Annotated in this window: 16 protein-coding genes; 15 read left to right on the top strand and 1 reads right to left on the bottom strand. The window is 72.8% G+C overall.

What is annotated here, in order from left to right; genetic code table 11:
• Positions 1–9 precede the first annotated feature (9 nt).
• The 12 genes from dacB (at position 10) to KM427_RS03680 (ending at position 11232) form a co-directional block, all read left to right on the top strand.
• On the top strand, positions 10–1419 hold the full coding sequence (gene dacB / locus KM427_RS03625; RefSeq protein ID WP_215526292.1) for a D-alanyl-D-alanine carboxypeptidase/D-alanyl-D-alanine endopeptidase: 1410 nt from the start codon (positions 10–12) through the stop codon (positions 1417–1419).
• Positions 1420–1479: 60 nt separating this feature from the next.
• Complete coding sequence (locus KM427_RS03630; protein ID WP_252275024.1) at positions 1480–2538, top strand: Rv3626c family coenzyme F420 biosynthesis-associated protein; 1059 nt, start codon at positions 1480–1482, stop codon at positions 2536–2538.
• On the top strand, positions 2535–3512 hold the full coding sequence (gene tilS / locus KM427_RS03635) for a tRNA lysidine(34) synthetase TilS (protein ID WP_215526293.1): 978 nt from the start codon (positions 2535–2537) through the stop codon (positions 3510–3512). Before KM427_RS03630 ends, tilS begins: the two co-directional genes overlap by 4 nt.
• A 49-nt stretch (positions 3513–3561) precedes the next feature.
• On the top strand, positions 3562–4113 hold the full coding sequence (gene hpt, locus KM427_RS03640; protein WP_183592666.1) for a hypoxanthine phosphoribosyltransferase: 552 nt from the start codon (positions 3562–3564) through the stop codon (positions 4111–4113).
• 169 nt (positions 4114–4282) lie between these two features.
• Entirely contained in the window at positions 4283–6337 is a 2055-nt protein-coding gene (gene ftsH / locus KM427_RS03645; RefSeq protein WP_183592667.1) for an ATP-dependent zinc metalloprotease FtsH, read from the top strand.
• A 7-nt stretch (positions 6338–6344) separates the two neighbouring features.
• On the top strand, positions 6345–6959 hold the full coding sequence (gene folE, locus KM427_RS03650) for a GTP cyclohydrolase I FolE (RefSeq protein ID WP_183592668.1): 615 nt from the start codon (positions 6345–6347) through the stop codon (positions 6957–6959).
• 162 nt (positions 6960–7121) lie between these two features.
• Positions 7122–7982 (top strand): dihydropteroate synthase, encoded by an 861-nt coding sequence (folP, locus tag KM427_RS03655; protein WP_252275026.1) that lies wholly within the window; start codon positions 7122–7124, stop codon positions 7980–7982.
• Positions 7975–8343, top strand: a complete 369-nt coding sequence (folB, locus tag KM427_RS03660) for a dihydroneopterin aldolase (protein ID WP_183592670.1) — start codon at positions 7975–7977, stop codon at positions 8341–8343. The genes folP and folB overlap by 8 nt, the downstream gene beginning before the upstream one ends.
• Complete coding sequence (gene folK, locus KM427_RS03665) at positions 8336–8905, top strand: 2-amino-4-hydroxy-6-hydroxymethyldihydropteridine diphosphokinase (protein WP_183592671.1); 570 nt, start codon at positions 8336–8338, stop codon at positions 8903–8905. The genes folB and folK overlap by 8 nt, the downstream gene beginning before the upstream one ends.
• Positions 8906–8924: 19 nt before the next feature.
• Positions 8925–9413: a DUF3180 domain-containing protein gene (locus tag KM427_RS03670; RefSeq protein ID WP_183592672.1), complete on the top strand. Its 489-nt coding sequence runs from the start codon at positions 8925–8927 to the stop codon at positions 9411–9413.
• Between the two features lie 9 nt (positions 9414–9422).
• On the top strand, positions 9423–10070 hold the full coding sequence (locus tag KM427_RS03675) for a hypothetical protein (RefSeq protein WP_215526294.1): 648 nt from the start codon (positions 9423–9425) through the stop codon (positions 10068–10070).
• Between the two features lie 79 nt (positions 10071–10149).
• Positions 10150–11232: a GNAT family N-acetyltransferase gene (locus tag KM427_RS03680; RefSeq protein WP_183592674.1), complete on the top strand. Its 1083-nt coding sequence runs from the start codon at positions 10150–10152 to the stop codon at positions 11230–11232.
• 19 nt (positions 11233–11251) lie between these two features.
• Here KM427_RS03680 and KM427_RS03685 read toward each other — a convergent pair whose 3' ends face one another.
• A complete protein-coding gene (locus tag KM427_RS03685) occupies positions 11252–12262 on the bottom strand; it encodes an ABC transporter ATP-binding protein (RefSeq protein ID WP_215526295.1) in 1011 nt (336 codons plus the stop codon).
• A gap of 3 nt (positions 12263–12265) precedes the next feature.
• Between KM427_RS03685 and KM427_RS03690 the strand changes: the two genes are divergently transcribed.
• From KM427_RS03690 to KM427_RS03700, 3 genes are all read left to right on the top strand, one after another.
• On the top strand, positions 12266–12991 hold the full coding sequence (locus tag KM427_RS03690; protein ID WP_215526296.1) for an ABC transporter permease: 726 nt from the start codon (positions 12266–12268) through the stop codon (positions 12989–12991).
• Positions 12988–13752 carry an ABC transporter permease gene (locus tag KM427_RS03695; RefSeq protein WP_215526297.1) on the top strand — a complete coding sequence of 255 codons (765 nt, stop codon included), beginning with the start codon at positions 12988–12990 and terminating at the stop codon, positions 13750–13752. The genes KM427_RS03690 and KM427_RS03695 overlap by 4 nt, the downstream gene beginning before the upstream one ends.
• A 78-nt stretch (positions 13753–13830) precedes the next feature.
• The gene (locus KM427_RS03700) at positions 13831–14790 is read left to right on the top strand and encodes an ABC transporter substrate-binding protein (RefSeq protein ID WP_183592677.1); all 960 of its coding nucleotides are present in this window, start codon (positions 13831–13833) and stop codon (positions 14788–14790) included.
• Positions 14791–14837: the final 47 nt, after the last annotated feature.

Genomic DNA, 14837 nt, shown 5'->3' on the forward strand with positions numbered 1-14837 from the left:
GGGCGGACCGTGGGGAGAAGTGACGCACGCCACGGCTCCCGGCTCGGGTTCTGGCTTCCCGTGCTGCTCGTCGTCGCGCTGCTCGCCGGCGCCGGTACGGCGTACTGGCTCGACCGCGACCGGCCGGACCCCGACGGGGAGCCCGCCGCGGTGTCGCCGCCCAGTGGACTGGAGCTGCCGCCGCTGGCGGACCCCAGCCCGGTCGCGGCGCCCGCCGCCGGTGTCGCCGATCCCCGCAAGGTACGCCGGGCCGTCGCACGGCTGCTGCGCGACGACGACCTCGGACCGCACGTGCTCGCCGCCGTCGCGGGCCTCGACGGCACGCCCCTCTTCGCCAAGGGGCGCGGCACCGCGATCCCGGCCTCGACGCTCAAGCTGCTCACCTCGGTGGCCGCGCTCGAGACGATGGGGCCGGAGCAGACGTTCGCGACGACGGTGGTCGCCCCGAGCCGGCGCCGGATCGTGCTGGTCGGCGGCGGTGACCCGCTGCTGGCCTCGAAGCGGCCCGGCAAGGACGCCTACCCCCGGGTCGCCGACGTCGTCACCCTCGCCAAGGACACCGCCGCCCGGCTCCTCGCCCGCGGTACGACGCGGGTGCGGGTCGGGTACGACGCGACCCTGTTCACCGGGCCGGACGTCAGCCCGCACTGGCCCGACTCCTACGTGCCCGACCAGGTGGTCGCGCCGATCCAGTCGCTGTGGGTCGACGAGGGGCGCCCCGCGAGTGGCTACGGCCGGGTCGAGGACCCCGCCCAGGCCGCCGCCACTGCGTTCGGCGCGGCGCTCGTCCGCGCCGGGGTCGAGGTCGTCGGCGTCCCCGAGCCCCGGGAGGCCGGGGTCGGCGACGAGGAGCTCGCCCGGGTCAGCAGCCCGCCGCTCGGGCAGATCGTCGAGCACACCGTGGCGACCAGCGACAACGAGGCCGCCGAGGTGCTGGCCCGCCAGACCGCCCTCGCGACCGGGGCGCCCGCGACCTTCGCCGGCGGGGCGGGCGCCGTGCTCGACACGGTCGCCGCGCTCGGCGTACCCACCGAGGGCGCCGAGGTGTACGACGGCAGCGGGCTCTCGCGCGACAACCTGCTCGACCCCGAGACGCTCACCGGGCTGCTGGACGTCGCCGCCGCGCCGGAGCATCCCGAGCTGCGCACGGTGCTCACCGGGCTGCCGGTCGCCGGGTTCAACGGGTCGCTGACCCAGCGGTTCACCCAGGACGCCGACGCCGCCGGGCGCGGTGCCGTGCGCGCCAAGACCGGCACGCTCACCGGAGTGAGCGGGCTGGCCGGCACCGTCACCGACCGCACGGGCACGCCGATGGTCTTCGCGTTCCTCTCCGACCGGATCGACCCGGTCGACACCCTCGACGCCCGCGCCGCCCTCGACCAGATCACCTCCGCGCTGGCCGGCTGCCGGTGCTCGTGACCGGCTCGTGAGTCCCGGCGACCGGCGGCGTCCGTTGGCCGGCACGGGTACCTTCGGCACATGACAGAGCGGCCCCCGAGCATGGTCGACTGGGACCTCGCGGTCACGGTCGGCAGCCGGCTGGCCGGCAAGAGCCCGTCGATGAGTCCCCAGGACGCCGCGGCGGTGGTCGCCGAGCTGCGCGCCGGTGCGGCCCGGTCGACCGGACTCGTGCGCGACTTCACCGGGCTCGCGGCGCCCGAGAACACCGCGCCGGTGGTGGTCGTCGACCGGACCGGTTGGGTGCGGGCCAACGCCGACGGCTTCGCGACCGTGCTCGCGCCCGTGGTCGAGAAGATGGCCGGCAAGTCGACCGGCAAGTCCGGCAAGTCCGGGCAGTCGAAGATCGCCCACGCCGTCGGCTCACGGGTGACCGGCGTCGAGGTCGGCGGCCTGCTCGGCTTCCTGGCCGGCAAGGTGCTCGGCCAGTTCGACCCCTTCTATCCACCCGCGGGGCGGCTGCTGCTGGTGGCGCCCAACATCGTGCACGTGGAGCGCGAGCTTGGCGTCGCACCGCACGACTTCCGGCTCTGGGTCTGTCTGCACGAGGAGACCCACCGGGTGCAGTTCACCGCGGTGCCGTGGCTGGGCGACCACCTGCTCGCCCAGATGCACGCCATCGCCGACTCGCTCGAGCCCTCCGGCCTCCTCGACGACGGCTTCCAGCGGGTGATCGAGTCGCTCAAGGACGGCTCCCGTGGCGGCAACCTGATCGAGGCGGTCAGCACGCCCGAGCAGCGGGAGATCATCGACCGCGTCACCGGCGTGATGTCGTTGCTCGAGGGCCACGCCGACGTCGTCATGGACGGCGTCGGGCCCCGGGTGATCCCGACCGTCAGGGACATCCGCAAGCGCTTCAACAAGCGGCGCCAGGGCGTCGGTGTCCTCGACCGGACGCTGCGCCGGGTGCTCGGGCTCGACGCCAAGATGGCGCAGTACCGCGACGGCGCGAAGTTCGTCCGCACCATCGTCGACAAGGCCGGCATGGCCGAGTTCAACGCGATCTGGGAGCGCCCCGAGAACCTGCCCTCCAAGGCCGAGATCGGCGACCCGACCGCCTGGATCTCGCGCGTGCTGTGACCCTCCATCCCGCCGTCGCCGCCGTCCGCCGCGGCGTACGCCGGGCGCTCGGCGACGTCGAGCCCGGGCGCACCGTCGTGGTCGCCTGCTCGGGCGGGCCCGACTCCACCGCGCTGCTGGCCGCCACGGTCTTCGAGGGCCGCAAGGCGGGCTGGCACGTCGTCGGCGTCACCGTCGACCACGCCCTGCAGGAGGGGTCCGCCGAGCGGGCCGCCGCCGTCGTCGCCCGGATGGCCGGGATCGGCGCCGCCGAGACCGTCACCGCGCGGGTGGTCGTCGAGGGCGCCGGACTCGGGCCGGAGGCCGCCGCCCGACGGGCTCGGTACGCCGTGCTGGAGGAGGTCGGCACCCGCTTCGACGCGGCCGCCGTGCTGCTCGGCCACACCCGCGACGACCAGGCCGAGACCGTGCTGCTCGGGCTGGCCCGGGGGTCCGGGGGCCGGTCGCTGGCGGGCATGCGCCGCCGCTACGACCGCTTCGTGCGGCCGCTGCTCGACGTCGGGCGCGCCGACACTGTCACCGCCTGCCTGGTCGAGGGCCACGACACCTGGGACGACCCGCACAACCGTGACCCCGCCTACGCCCGCGTACGGGTGCGGCGCACGGTGCTCCCGATGCTCGAGGAGCAGCTCGGTCCCGGCGTCGCGGAGACCCTCGCCCGCACCGCCGACCAGCTCCGCACCGACATGGATTACCTCGATGACCTCGCCGAGACGGCGTACGCCGGGCTGCGCGGCGCCGACGGCACCCTGCCGGTCCCGGCGACCGCCGCCCTCCCCGATGCGGTCCGCCGGCGGGTGCTCCGGCTGGCCGCGCTCGCCGCCGGCTCACCGGGCTCGGAGCTCTTCCACGAGCACGTCCTCGCGATGGACGCCCTGCTCACCGACTGGCACGGCCAGCGCTGGGTCGACCTCCCCGGGCCGGTCCGCTGCTCCCGGGCCGACGGGGTGCTCCGGTTCGAGCCGGGCCGCTGAGTGCCGACCCCTGGCGCGGGCGTCATCTCGATCACTTAGTCTCTGGCGCATGGACGCAGCCGACGTGCAGGACGACCTGGTCAACGTTCTCTTCACCGAGGAGCAGATCCACGCTCGGCTGAAGGAGCTGGCCGCCCAGATCGAGGCCGACTACGAGGGCCAGGACCTGCTGATCGTCGGCGTCCTGCGCGGCGCGGTGATGGTCATGGCCGACCTGGCCCGCAGCTTCGGCCGGCACCTGGAGATGGACTGGATGGCGGTCACGTCGTACGGCTCCGGCACCAAGTCCAGCGGCGTCGTGCGGATCCTCAAGGACCTCGACACCGACATCTCCGGGCGGCACGTCGTCATCGTCGACGAGATCATCGACACCGGCCTCACGCTCTCCTGGCTGACCTCGAACCTCGCCTCGCGCAGCCCCGCGAGCGTCGAGATCTGCACGCTGCTGCGCAAGCCCGAGGCGCTGACCATGCCCGTCGACGTCAAGTACGTCGGCTGGGACATCCCCAACGAGTTCGTGGTCGGCTACGGCCTCGACTACCGGGAGCGCTACCGCAACCTGCGTGACATCGGGACGCTCGCGCCGCACGTGTACTCCTGACCGGCGCGCCCGAGGGGCGCCCGTCTCATTCGGCTCGCCTCCGGATGCGTCCGGCCGGCCGATTCCTGCGACAATGCTGATTGACGAAGGTGTGTACCGTCGTCAGTTCAGTTGAGCGTCCACGCGGCTACCGTGCCGCCGGGCGGCCAGGTCGTGTCGAGAGAAGCCTGTGAAGCGCATATTCAAGGGTCCGTGGCTGTGGATCGTACTCGCCGTGGTGGGCGTGCTGCTCGCCCTGCAGTACCTCGCCCCCAACGGCGGGTACGACGAGATCGAGTCCTCCAAGATGGAGAGCTACATCACCGGCGGCGAGATCAAGGAGGTCACCTTCGTCGACGGGGGCGACCAGCAGATCAAGGCCACCCTCGACAACGGTGACAAGGTCACGTCGTTCTGGCTCGACGGCACCCAGGCCCAGCTGAAGGACGAGATCCAGAAGCAGGCCGACGACGGCTCGATCGAGAAGTACAACGTCGAGGTCCCCAAGCCGAGCCTGCTCGGCTCGATCCTCGCCACGCTGCTGCCCTTCGCGCTGATCATCCTGCTGTTCCTCTTCCTGATGAACCAGGTCCAGGGCGGTGGCGGCCGCGGCGTCATGCAGTTCGCCAAGTCCCGCGCCAAGCTGATCACCAAGGACATGCCGAAGACGACGTTCGCCGACGTCGCCGGCTGTGACGAGGCCATCGAGGAGCTCGGCGAGATCAAGGAGTTCCTCCAGGAGCCCGCGAAGTTCCAGGCGGTCGGCGCCAAGATCCCGAAGGGCGTGCTCCTCTACGGCCAGCCCGGCACCGGCAAGACCCTGCTGGCCCGCGCCGTCGCCGGCGAGGCGGGCGTGCCGTTCTACTCGATCTCCGGCTCCGACTTCGTCGAGATGTTCGTCGGCGTCGGCGCCTCCCGGGTCCGCGACCTGTTCGAGCAGGCGAAGGAGAACGCGCCGGCGATCGTCTTCATCGACGAGATCGACGCCGTCGGCCGGCATCGCGGCGCCGGCATGGGCGGCGGCCACGACGAGCGCGAGCAGACGCTCAACCAGCTGCTCGTCGAGATGGACGGCTTCGACGTCCGCGGCGGCGTCATCCTGATCGCCGCGACCAACCGCCCCGACGTGCTCGACCCCGCACTGCTGCGACCGGGCCGCTTCGACCGTCAGATCCAGGTCGACGCTCCCGACCTCGCCGGCCGCGAGAAGATCCTGCAGGTCCACGCGCGCGGCAAGCCGCTCGCGCAGGACGTCGATCTGATGAACGTCGCCCGGCGTACCCCCGGCTTCAGCGGTGCCGACCTCGCGAACGTGCTCAACGAGGCGGCCCTGCTCACCGCGCGCGGCAACCAGAAGCTGATCACCAAGTCCGCGCTCGACGAGGCGATCGACCGGGTCATCGCGGGCCCGCAGCGGCGTACCCGCCTGATGAGCGAGAAGGAGAAGCTGATCACCGCCTACCACGAGGGCGGCCACGCCCTCGTCGCCGCGGCGCTGCCCGGGACCGACCCGGTGCACAAGATCACGATCCTGCCGCGCGGCCGCGCGCTGGGCTACACGATGGTGCTGCCCGACGAGGACAAGTACTCCCAGACCCGCTCGCAGATGCTCGACTCGCTCGCCTACATGCTGGGCGGCCGGGCGGCGGAGGAGCTGATCTTCCACGATCCGACGACGGGGGCGGGCAACGACATCGAGAAGGCCACGAACCTGGCCCGGGCGATGGTGACGCAGTACGGCATGACCGAGCGGCTCGGCGCGATCAAGCTCGGCGAGTCCAACTCCGAGCCGTTCCTCGGCCGCGACCTCGGCCACTCGCGCAACTACTCCGAGGACGTCGCCGCGATCGTCGACGAGGAGACCAAGAAGCTGCTGGCGACCGCCCACCAGGAGGCCTTCGAGATCCTCGACGAGAACCGCGACGTCCTCGACGCGCTGGTGCTCGAGCTGTTCGACAAGGAGACGCTCGACAAGGAGCAGGTGGCCCGGATCTTCGAGCCGCTGCGCCGCCGCCCGACACGGCCGGCCTGGACCGGCTCCGACCAGCGCGTGCCGTCGACGGTCCCGCCGGTCGAGATCCCGCAGTGGATCAAGGACCGGGCGGCCGCCAACGGACAGACGCCGGAGGCGTCCGACACCGGCGCCGTGCTGACCCCGCCGGGGTCCGGCGGCGACGTGCACGGCGACCCGGGTGTCACCGGCGGGCCCGGCACCCGCCCCGAGCCGCCGATCCCGGGGGCCTGAGCCGCCGATGACCGACTCGATCCGCCCCGACGTCCGCCGTCTCGACGAGATCCCGCAGTTCGACCACTCCCGTGCCGAGGCCGCCGTACGCGAGCTCCTGATCGCCATCGGGGAGGACCCCGACCGCGAGGGCCTGCTCGAGACGCCGGCCCGGGTGGCGCGCGCGTACGCCGAGCTCACCGCGGGCCTGCGGATGGCCCCCGAGGACGTGCTGACCACGACGTTCGACATCGGCCACGACGAGATGGTGATGGTCCGCGACATCGAGCTCTGGTCGATGTGCGAGCACCACCTGGTGCCCTTCACCGGCGTCGCCCACGTCGGCTACATCCCCGCCGAGAGCGGCAAGATCACCGGGCTGTCCAAGCTGGCCCGGCTGGTCGACGTGTACGCGAAGCGCCCCCAGGTGCAGGAGCGGCTCACCACGCAGGTCGCCGACGCGCTCATGGACATCCTCGAGGCGCGCGGCGTGATCGTGGTGATCGAGGCCGAGCACCTCTGCATGACGATGCGCGGGGTGAAGAAGGCCGGCGCCCGCACCATCACCTCCGCCGTCCGCGGCACGATGCTCTCGAACGCCACCACCCGCGCGGAGGCGATGGCGCTGATCCATCGCCGGTGAGGTGTGTGGTGCGGGTTTCGGCTGCTGACCGCCGAACCCCGCACGACACGCCGTACCCCACCGGCGTGTCGCGCGGGTTTCGGCTGCTGACAGCCGAAACCCCGCCCGCCGGCACGGAGGCCGCTGGACCCGCCCGGAGCGGTCGGCACTAGCCTCGTGGGCATGCCGCCGACCATCCCGTTGCTGATGGGCGTGGTCAACGTGACCCCTGACTCCTTCTCCGACGGGGGCCGGTGGCTCGAGCCGGACACCGCGATCGAGCACGGTCGGGCACTGCTCGCCGACGGCGCCGACATCCTCGACATCGGCGGCGAGTCAACGCGTCCCGGCGCGACCCGGCCGCTGGTCGAGGAAGAGCTGGGCCGGGTCATCCCGGTGATCACGGCGCTCGCGGCCGACGGCGCCCGGGTCTCGGTCGACACGATGCGCGCCGAGGTCGCCGAGGCGGCGGTGGCCGCCGGGGCGGCGATCGTCAACGACGTCTCGGGCGGCCTCGCGGACCCGCGGATGCTCGACGCCGTGGCCGACCTCGGTGCGACGTACGTCGCGATGCACTGGCGCGCCCACGCCGACCATATGCGCGACTTCGCGGTCTACGACGGCCCCGGCGGGGTGGTGGCCGCGGTGCGCGACGAGCTCGCGGGCCGCGTCGACGCGATGCGGGCGGCCGGCATCGAACGCGACCGGATCGTGCTCGACCCGGGCCTGGGCTTCGCCAAGCGGGCCGAGCACAACTGGGAGCTGCTGCGCGACCTCGGGCCGTTGCACGCGCTGGGCTATCCGCTGTTGGTGGGTGCGAGCCGGAAATCCTTCCTCGGTAGGCTCCTTGCCTCCGGCGGGATCCCGCGCCCGGTCGACGAGCGCGAGCACGCCAGCTCCGCGCTCACCGTGCTGCTCGCCCAGCAGGGCGTGTGGGGCCTGCGCGTGCACGACGTACGAGTCGCGAAGGACGCCCTGCTGGTGCTGGCCAGGTTGGAGCTGGCCAGGTTGGAGACGGATCGCGAAGGAGCTACCGATGGTTGACGAGCTCGCCGTACTCGGCATCGAGTGCTACGGACACCACGGGGTCTTCGAGTTCGAGAAGCGTGAGGGCCAGGTCTTCGTGATCGACCTCGTGCTCGGCGTCGACAGCACCCCGGCGGCGGCCAGCGACGACTTGCGAGACACCGTGGACTACGGGAGCCTCGTGGCGCATGTGAAAGCCGCCGTGGAGAAGGATCCGGTCGACCTGATAGAGACCCTGGCCCAGCGGATCGCGGACGTCTGCCTCTTGGACGATCGTGTTGAATGGGCTCGGGTGACGGTCCACAAGCCGAACGCACCCATCGACGCGACGTTCTCGGACGTCGCGCTGACGATCACCCGGAAGGGCCACCGTGACTGAGACCCCGAACCCCCACATCGTCGACGCCGACACGCTGACCGGGGAGATGCGTCCGATCCGTCGAGCGGTGCTCGCCCTCGGCTCGAACCTGGGTGAGCGGATGGCCAGCCTGCAGGGCGCCCTCAACGCGATCGCCGACACTCCCGACGTGTGGATCACCGGCGTGTCCCCGGTCTACGAGACCGACCCGGTCGACTGCCCGCCCGAGGCGAAGACCTACCTGAACGCCGTCGTGCTCATCGACACGACGCTGGCCGCCCCGCGGCTGATGGACCGCGCGCTCGCGATCGAGGACGCCTTCGAGCGCGAGCGGAGCGAGGTGCAGAACGCCCCCCGCACGCTCGATGTCGACCTGATCGTCGTCGGCGACCGGCGCAGCGACGAGGAGTCGCTGCGACTGCCGCACCCGCGGGCCCACCTGCGCGCCTTCGTGCTGCAGCCGTGGCTCGACGTCGACCCCGGCGCGGAGTTCCCCGACCGGGGCCCGGTCGCCGACCTCCTGGACCAGACCGACCGGAGCGGCATCAAGCTGCGCGACGACCTGGTCCTCGAGTTGCAGTGACGCTGCTGCGGGTGGGGCGGTGAACGACGGTCCCAGCGGTCCCGAGGACCGCCCCGGCAGGCTGCGGCCGACCTCGGCGGCCACGCTCACCGCCTGGGCCGTCGTGGGGCTCGTCGGCGGCTGGTTGCTCCGCACGCTCGTCGTCCGGTCGGGTGGCACCCCGCCGATCGTCACCTGGGCCCAGCCGCTGGCGCTCGTGCTGGTCGCGGCGATCCTGGGCACCACGGCGTACCTCACCTGGCGGACCGTGCACGTCCACCACGAGCTGCTCCAGCCGCACCAGGCCGTCAACCGGCTGGTGCTCGCGCGCGCGTGCGCGCTCGTGGGCGCGTTGGTGGCCGGCGGCTACCTCGGGTACGCCGTGAGCTGGGTCGGCGTCGGCACCGAGCTCGCCGACCAGCGGGTGCTGCGCTCGCTCGTTGCCGGGCTCGCCGGCGCGGCGATCGTCGGCACCGCGCTGCTGCTCGAGCGCGCGTGTCGCGTCAGATCCGACGACGAAGAGTCCTAACCTGCTGGTATGGCTTCCCCCCAGGCTCGACCGGAGCGCCCCGCCGCGGCGGCCACCCGCTCCAGCCGGCGTCGGCAGCGCAGCACCCGGCTGACCGTCGCCGTCGCCCTCCTCGTGCTCGCCGCCCTCGTGGTGGCCGGCGCCATCCTCAGCGGCTCGTGGCTCCTCGTCACGCTCGCCGCCGTGCTCGGCGTCCTCCTCGGCGCCGCCGCCACCCGGATCACCCACAGCGAGCTGGCCGCGACCCGGCGCGCCGCCGCCCGCGACCGCGCCGAGCAGGCCCAGGCCTACCGGCGCCTCACCGACGAGCGGGCCGCCGAGAACGCCGCGTTCGTCGACTCCATGGAGGGCCGCCTGCGGCGCCAGGAGGCGCTCGCCCACGAGCTCGAGGAGGCGCTCACGACGGCCCAGCAGCGGGCCGCCGACGCCACCCGCAAGCTCAACGTGGAGGCCCGCCGGGCCGAGGCCGCCGAGCGGCAGGGCCGCGAGACCGCCGACCGGCTGGAGGAGCGCCTCGCCGAGGCGGAGGAGCGCGCCGCGGAGGCCGTCGTCCGCGTCGTGGAGCTCGAGCAGGAGCTCGACGTGGCCCGCGCCGAGCTGGTCACGGTCACCGAGGCCTGGCGCGCGGCCGAGGCCGGCCAGCGCCGGCACGCCTGAGTCCCAGGTCACGCCGAGCGGGCCGGAAACTTCTGCGGAGTTCGCGTCAGCCCGCCCCGACCGGGGCATACGATCGAACGTGATTCCCGATCAGAACCGGTTCGAGAGCGACCCCGACGCGGCCCTGGGGCCGGTGGTCGGGCTGCCACCCGGCTGGTCCGTCGGGAGCCCGGACGCCGCGGATCGCTTCGACGTGGCGCGGCTCGCGCGCCTGCTGCGCGACCACGAGCGACATGGCCGCGGCTGGGCGGGGGCCGGGGTCGACGACGTGCTCGTCGAGGTGTCCGAGCACGGGCTGCGGATGCGCGAGAACGTCGTCGTGCGCGACGCCGACGGGGAGATCCAGGCATGGGGGAGCGTGCACGACCGCTCGGTCGGCCGGATGCTCTTCGTGCACGTCGTCGCGCGCGACCTCCCCGACGACATCGCGGATCGGTGCGCCGAGCTGCTCGTCGAGTGGGCCCGGGCGCAGGCCCGCGCGGTGGGTGCCGCCCGCGGGCTCACGACCCAGCAGATCGACACGGGCGCGTTCCAGGGCGACGAGCGGCAGGCGCGCTGGCTGCGCGAGTCGGGCTTCGAGCGGGTCCGCACCTGGTGGCAGATGAGCCGGCCCGTCGTACCCGCCGAGCTGGGGCTGGTGCCCGACCCCGCGCACTGGGAGAAGGACGGCGTCGTGATCCGGCTGGTCCGCCACGGCGACGGCGGCCTGCCCGACGAGGACGACCTGCGCCGGATGCACGACGTGCTCGAGGGCGCCTTCGTCGACCACTTCAACTCCAGCGAGGAGACCTTCGAGGAGTTCCTGCACCGGCTGCGGGAGGACCCCGGGCACCGCTGGGACCACTGGTGGCTCGCCGAGCTCGTCGACGGCCCGGAGCCGGTGCCGGTCGGCGCGCTGGTGGGCACCGTCTCCGAGACCCGGGGCGGTCCCGACGGCTCCTACGTCTCCTACCTCGGCGTGCTCTCCGCCGCCCGCGGTCGCGGGGTGGCCAAGGGCCTGCTGCGCACGATCGTCGCCGACGCCGCGCTGCGCGAGCGGGACCGCGTCGGGCTCGAGGTCGACGCCGACTCGCCCACCGGTGCCGCCGGCCTCTACACGTCGATGGGCTGGGCGACGAAGTACGTCACCGAGTCCTGGCACCGGGACGTGCCGGTGGCCTGACTTCTCGGCGAATGCTGACCTACGCCGACGCGTCCATCTCCGCCAACGCGGCCCGCAGGGCCTGGTGCACGCCGTTGGGGGTGAGCACACCCACGAAGCGCGCGCCGTCGCGGACGCCGATCATGCCGCGGTCGTCGCGCAGCAGCACCGCGAGGGCGTCGCCGAGCGAGATGTCGAGGCCGACCGCGTCGCCGAGGTCGCCGCCCCGCACCCCGTCGAGGGGCTCCAGGTGCGCGGGGTCGAGCGGGGTGACGGTGAGGCGCCGCAGGCCCGACGTGGAGCCGACGAACTCCGCGACGAAGTCGTCGGCCGGCCGGCCGAGCAGCCGGGCCGGGGTGTCGAACTGGGCGAGCCGGCCGCCGGCCGCGAAGACCGCCACCCGGTCGCCGAGCCGCACCGCCTCATCGATGTCGTGGGTGACGAAGACGACCGTCACGCCGAGCTCGTCGTGCAGCCGCAGGAACTCGTCCTGCAGCCGGGTCCGCACCACCGGGTCGACCGCGCCGAACGGCTCGTCCATCAGCAGCACCGGCGGGTGCGCCGCCAGGGCGCGCGCCACGCCGACGCGCTGCTGCTGGCCGCCGGAGAGCTGGTGCGGATAGCGGTCGGCGTACGTCGCGGGGTCGAGTCCGACCAGGTCGAGCAGCTCCCGGCCGCGTTCGCGGGCGATCGCCTTCGACTCGCCGTACAGCAGCGGGACCGTCATCACGTTGGCCAGGATCCGCTGGTGCGGGAAGAGCCCGACCTGCTGGATCACGTAGCCGATGCTGCGCCGCAGCTGCACGGGATCCTTCGCCGTGACGTCCTCGCCGTCGATCTCGATCCGCCCGGTGCTCGGCTCGATGAGGCGGTTGATCATCTTCAGCGTCGTGGACTTGCCGCAGCCCGACGGCCCCACCAGGCAGACCAGCTCGCCCCGGGCCACCTCGAGGTCGAGCTCCTGGACCGCGACCGTGCCGTCGTCGTAGGTCTTGCCGACGCCGGAGAGCCGGATCATGGGGTGGGCGCCCGTCGAGGGGGTAGCGTCCATGCGGTGACCCTACTCGCGGCGGCCACGGCAGCAGCGTCATCGGCGGACGACCCCAGTTGCTACAGCCGGCTCACGAACGAGTGGTTCTGCCGCCAGTACCTCCAGGACTATCGGTCCGAGATCGTCGACGCGACCGTCGAGCACATCCAGATCACGGTCGCCGCGGTCGTGCTGGCCGTCCTGATCGCGTTCCCGCTCGCGCTGGTCGCCCGGCGGCTGCCGCGCCTGGAGAGCAGCATCCTCGGCGTCTCGACCGCCCTCTACACGGTGCCGTCCCTGGCGCTGTTCCCGCTGCTGGTGCCGTTCACCGGCCTCACCGCGACCACGGTCGTCATCGGCCTCGCGCTCTACGCGCTCACGATCCTGGTGCGCAGCATGCTCGAGGGGCTGCGGTCGGTGCCCGAGGAGGTGCGTGAGTCGGCGACCGGGCTCGGGTACGGCGCGACCCGGCGGCTGCTGCGCGTCGAGCTGCCGTTGGCGCTGCCGGTGATGATGGGCGGCCTGCGGGTGGCGACGGTCTCGACGGTCGCGCTCACGACCGTCGGCACCATCGTGTCCTTCGGCGGCCTGGGCAACATGATCAGCGACGGGGTGCTCACCAACTTCCGGGCCGAGCTGATGACCGCCTCGATCCTGTGCGTCGTGCTGGCGGTCGTGCTCGACCTGCTGATCGTGGGCTCCCAGTGGCTGCTGACGCCGTGGACGCACGGGAAGGCGGCCGCGGCATGACGGTCCTCTCCGACGCCTGGGACTACCTCACGACCGCGTCGAGCTGGACCGGCGAGGACGGCATGCTGCAGCTGATGGCGCAGCAGCTGCTGCTCACCGGCACCGCGCTGCTGGTGGCGATGGCGATCGGGCTGCCGCTCGCGCTGTGGCTGGGTCACCTCGGTCGCGGCTCGCTGCTGGCGATCAACGTCTCGAACGTCGGGCGCGCGGTGCCGACGTTCGCGCTGCTCGCGCTGCTCGTGGTCGCCGACTGGCCCGGCACGCGGGAGTTCGGGCCGTACGGCCGCGCCGGCCTGGCCACGATCATCGCGCTCACCCTCTTCGCGCTGCCGCCGATCATCACCAACGCCAACATCGCGGTGCGGGAGGTCTCGCCCGCGGTGCGCCAGGCGGCCGACGGCATGGGCATGACCGGCGGGCAGAAGTTCTGGCGGGTCGAGCTCCCGCTGTCGGCGGGCCTGGTGCTCTCCGGCGTCCGCCTCGCGCTCGTGCAGGTCTGGGCGACCGCGACGATCGCCGCCCTGGTCGCGGGACCCGGGCTCGGCGAGGTGGTCACCGACGGCTTCCTCCGCACCAACTACGGCAAGGGCATCGCCGGGGCGATCGTGATCGCGGTGGTCGCACTGGTGCTGGAGGCCGTCGGTGCGTTCGCCCAGCGGATGCTCGACCCGGTGCCGCGGACAACGGTTCGGAAACGGCGTCGAGGAATGTCGGAGGCCGCCCCTATCGTTGCCGAGAAGGCCGACACCGTCGGCCCCTGACGGCCTGTGCACGTGGGTACGTCGACAGCTCGATCCGGACACGCGCGGTGCGCCCGCGGGACACAGAAGGTGAAGCACATGAACGTCCGACGATCCCTGGCTGCGGTCCTCGCGGTCGGGTCCCTGCTCCTGGTCACGGCCTGTGCCGGCGACGACCTGGACAACAACGCCAGCGACGACGAGAGCACCCCGGCCGCCTCCGGCAGCGCCGACCAGGGGCCGGTCCACATCGCGGGGCAGAACTTCCCCGAGGCCCAGCTGGTGGCGGCCATGTACGAGGAGCTGCTGACCAACGCCGGCTACCAGCCCGACGTCAAGCTCGTCGACGCCCGCGACGCCTACATGCCCACGTTCCCCGGCGACGTCGACGTGGTGCCGGAATACGTCGGCGGCATCGTCAACTTCCTCAACGGCCGGGCCAACGGCGCCGACGCGGAGCCGTTCACCGCGGGTGACGGCGCCGAGCTGGCCGACCAGGGCAAGGACCTGCTCGACGAGGCCGGCATCACGCTGCTGGACCTCTCGCCCGCGACCGACACCAACGCGTTCTTCGTGACGAAGGACTACTCCGACTCCGAGGGCGTCACCCAGCTCTCCGACCTCGAGGGCAAGTCCGTCGTGCTGGCCGCCGCGCCCGACTGCAAGGGCCGCCTCGACTGCGAGGGCGGGCTCTCCGACGAGTACGGCATCGACATCACCAAGGTGCTGCCGCTGGGCTACGCCAGCGACCAGACCTACCAGTCGGTGCTGAAGGGCGAGTCGCAGCTCGGTGAGACCAGCACCACCGACGGCACGCTCGAGTCCCAGGGCCTCGTGGTGCTCGACGACGACAAGCAGATCCAGCCGGCGCAGAACCTCGTGCCGGCGGTCAGCACCGAGTTCCTCGACGCCCACCCCGACATCGCCGACGTGCTCAACCCGCTGATGGCGGCGCTGACCACCGAGAAGCTCACCGAGCTCAACGGCCGGATGGCCGTCGACCGCGAGAAGGCCGCGGACGTCGCCCACGACTTCCTCACCGAGGCGGGGCTGCTCTGACCCCGGGCCGGTCGCGGCGTCCCGGCGTCCGGTCGGTCGCGCGCGCG

The organism is Nocardioides sp. LMS-CY (assembly GCF_018732145.1).
Taxonomy (GTDB): domain Bacteria; phylum Actinomycetota; class Actinomycetes; order Propionibacteriales; family Nocardioidaceae; genus Nocardioides; species Nocardioides soli.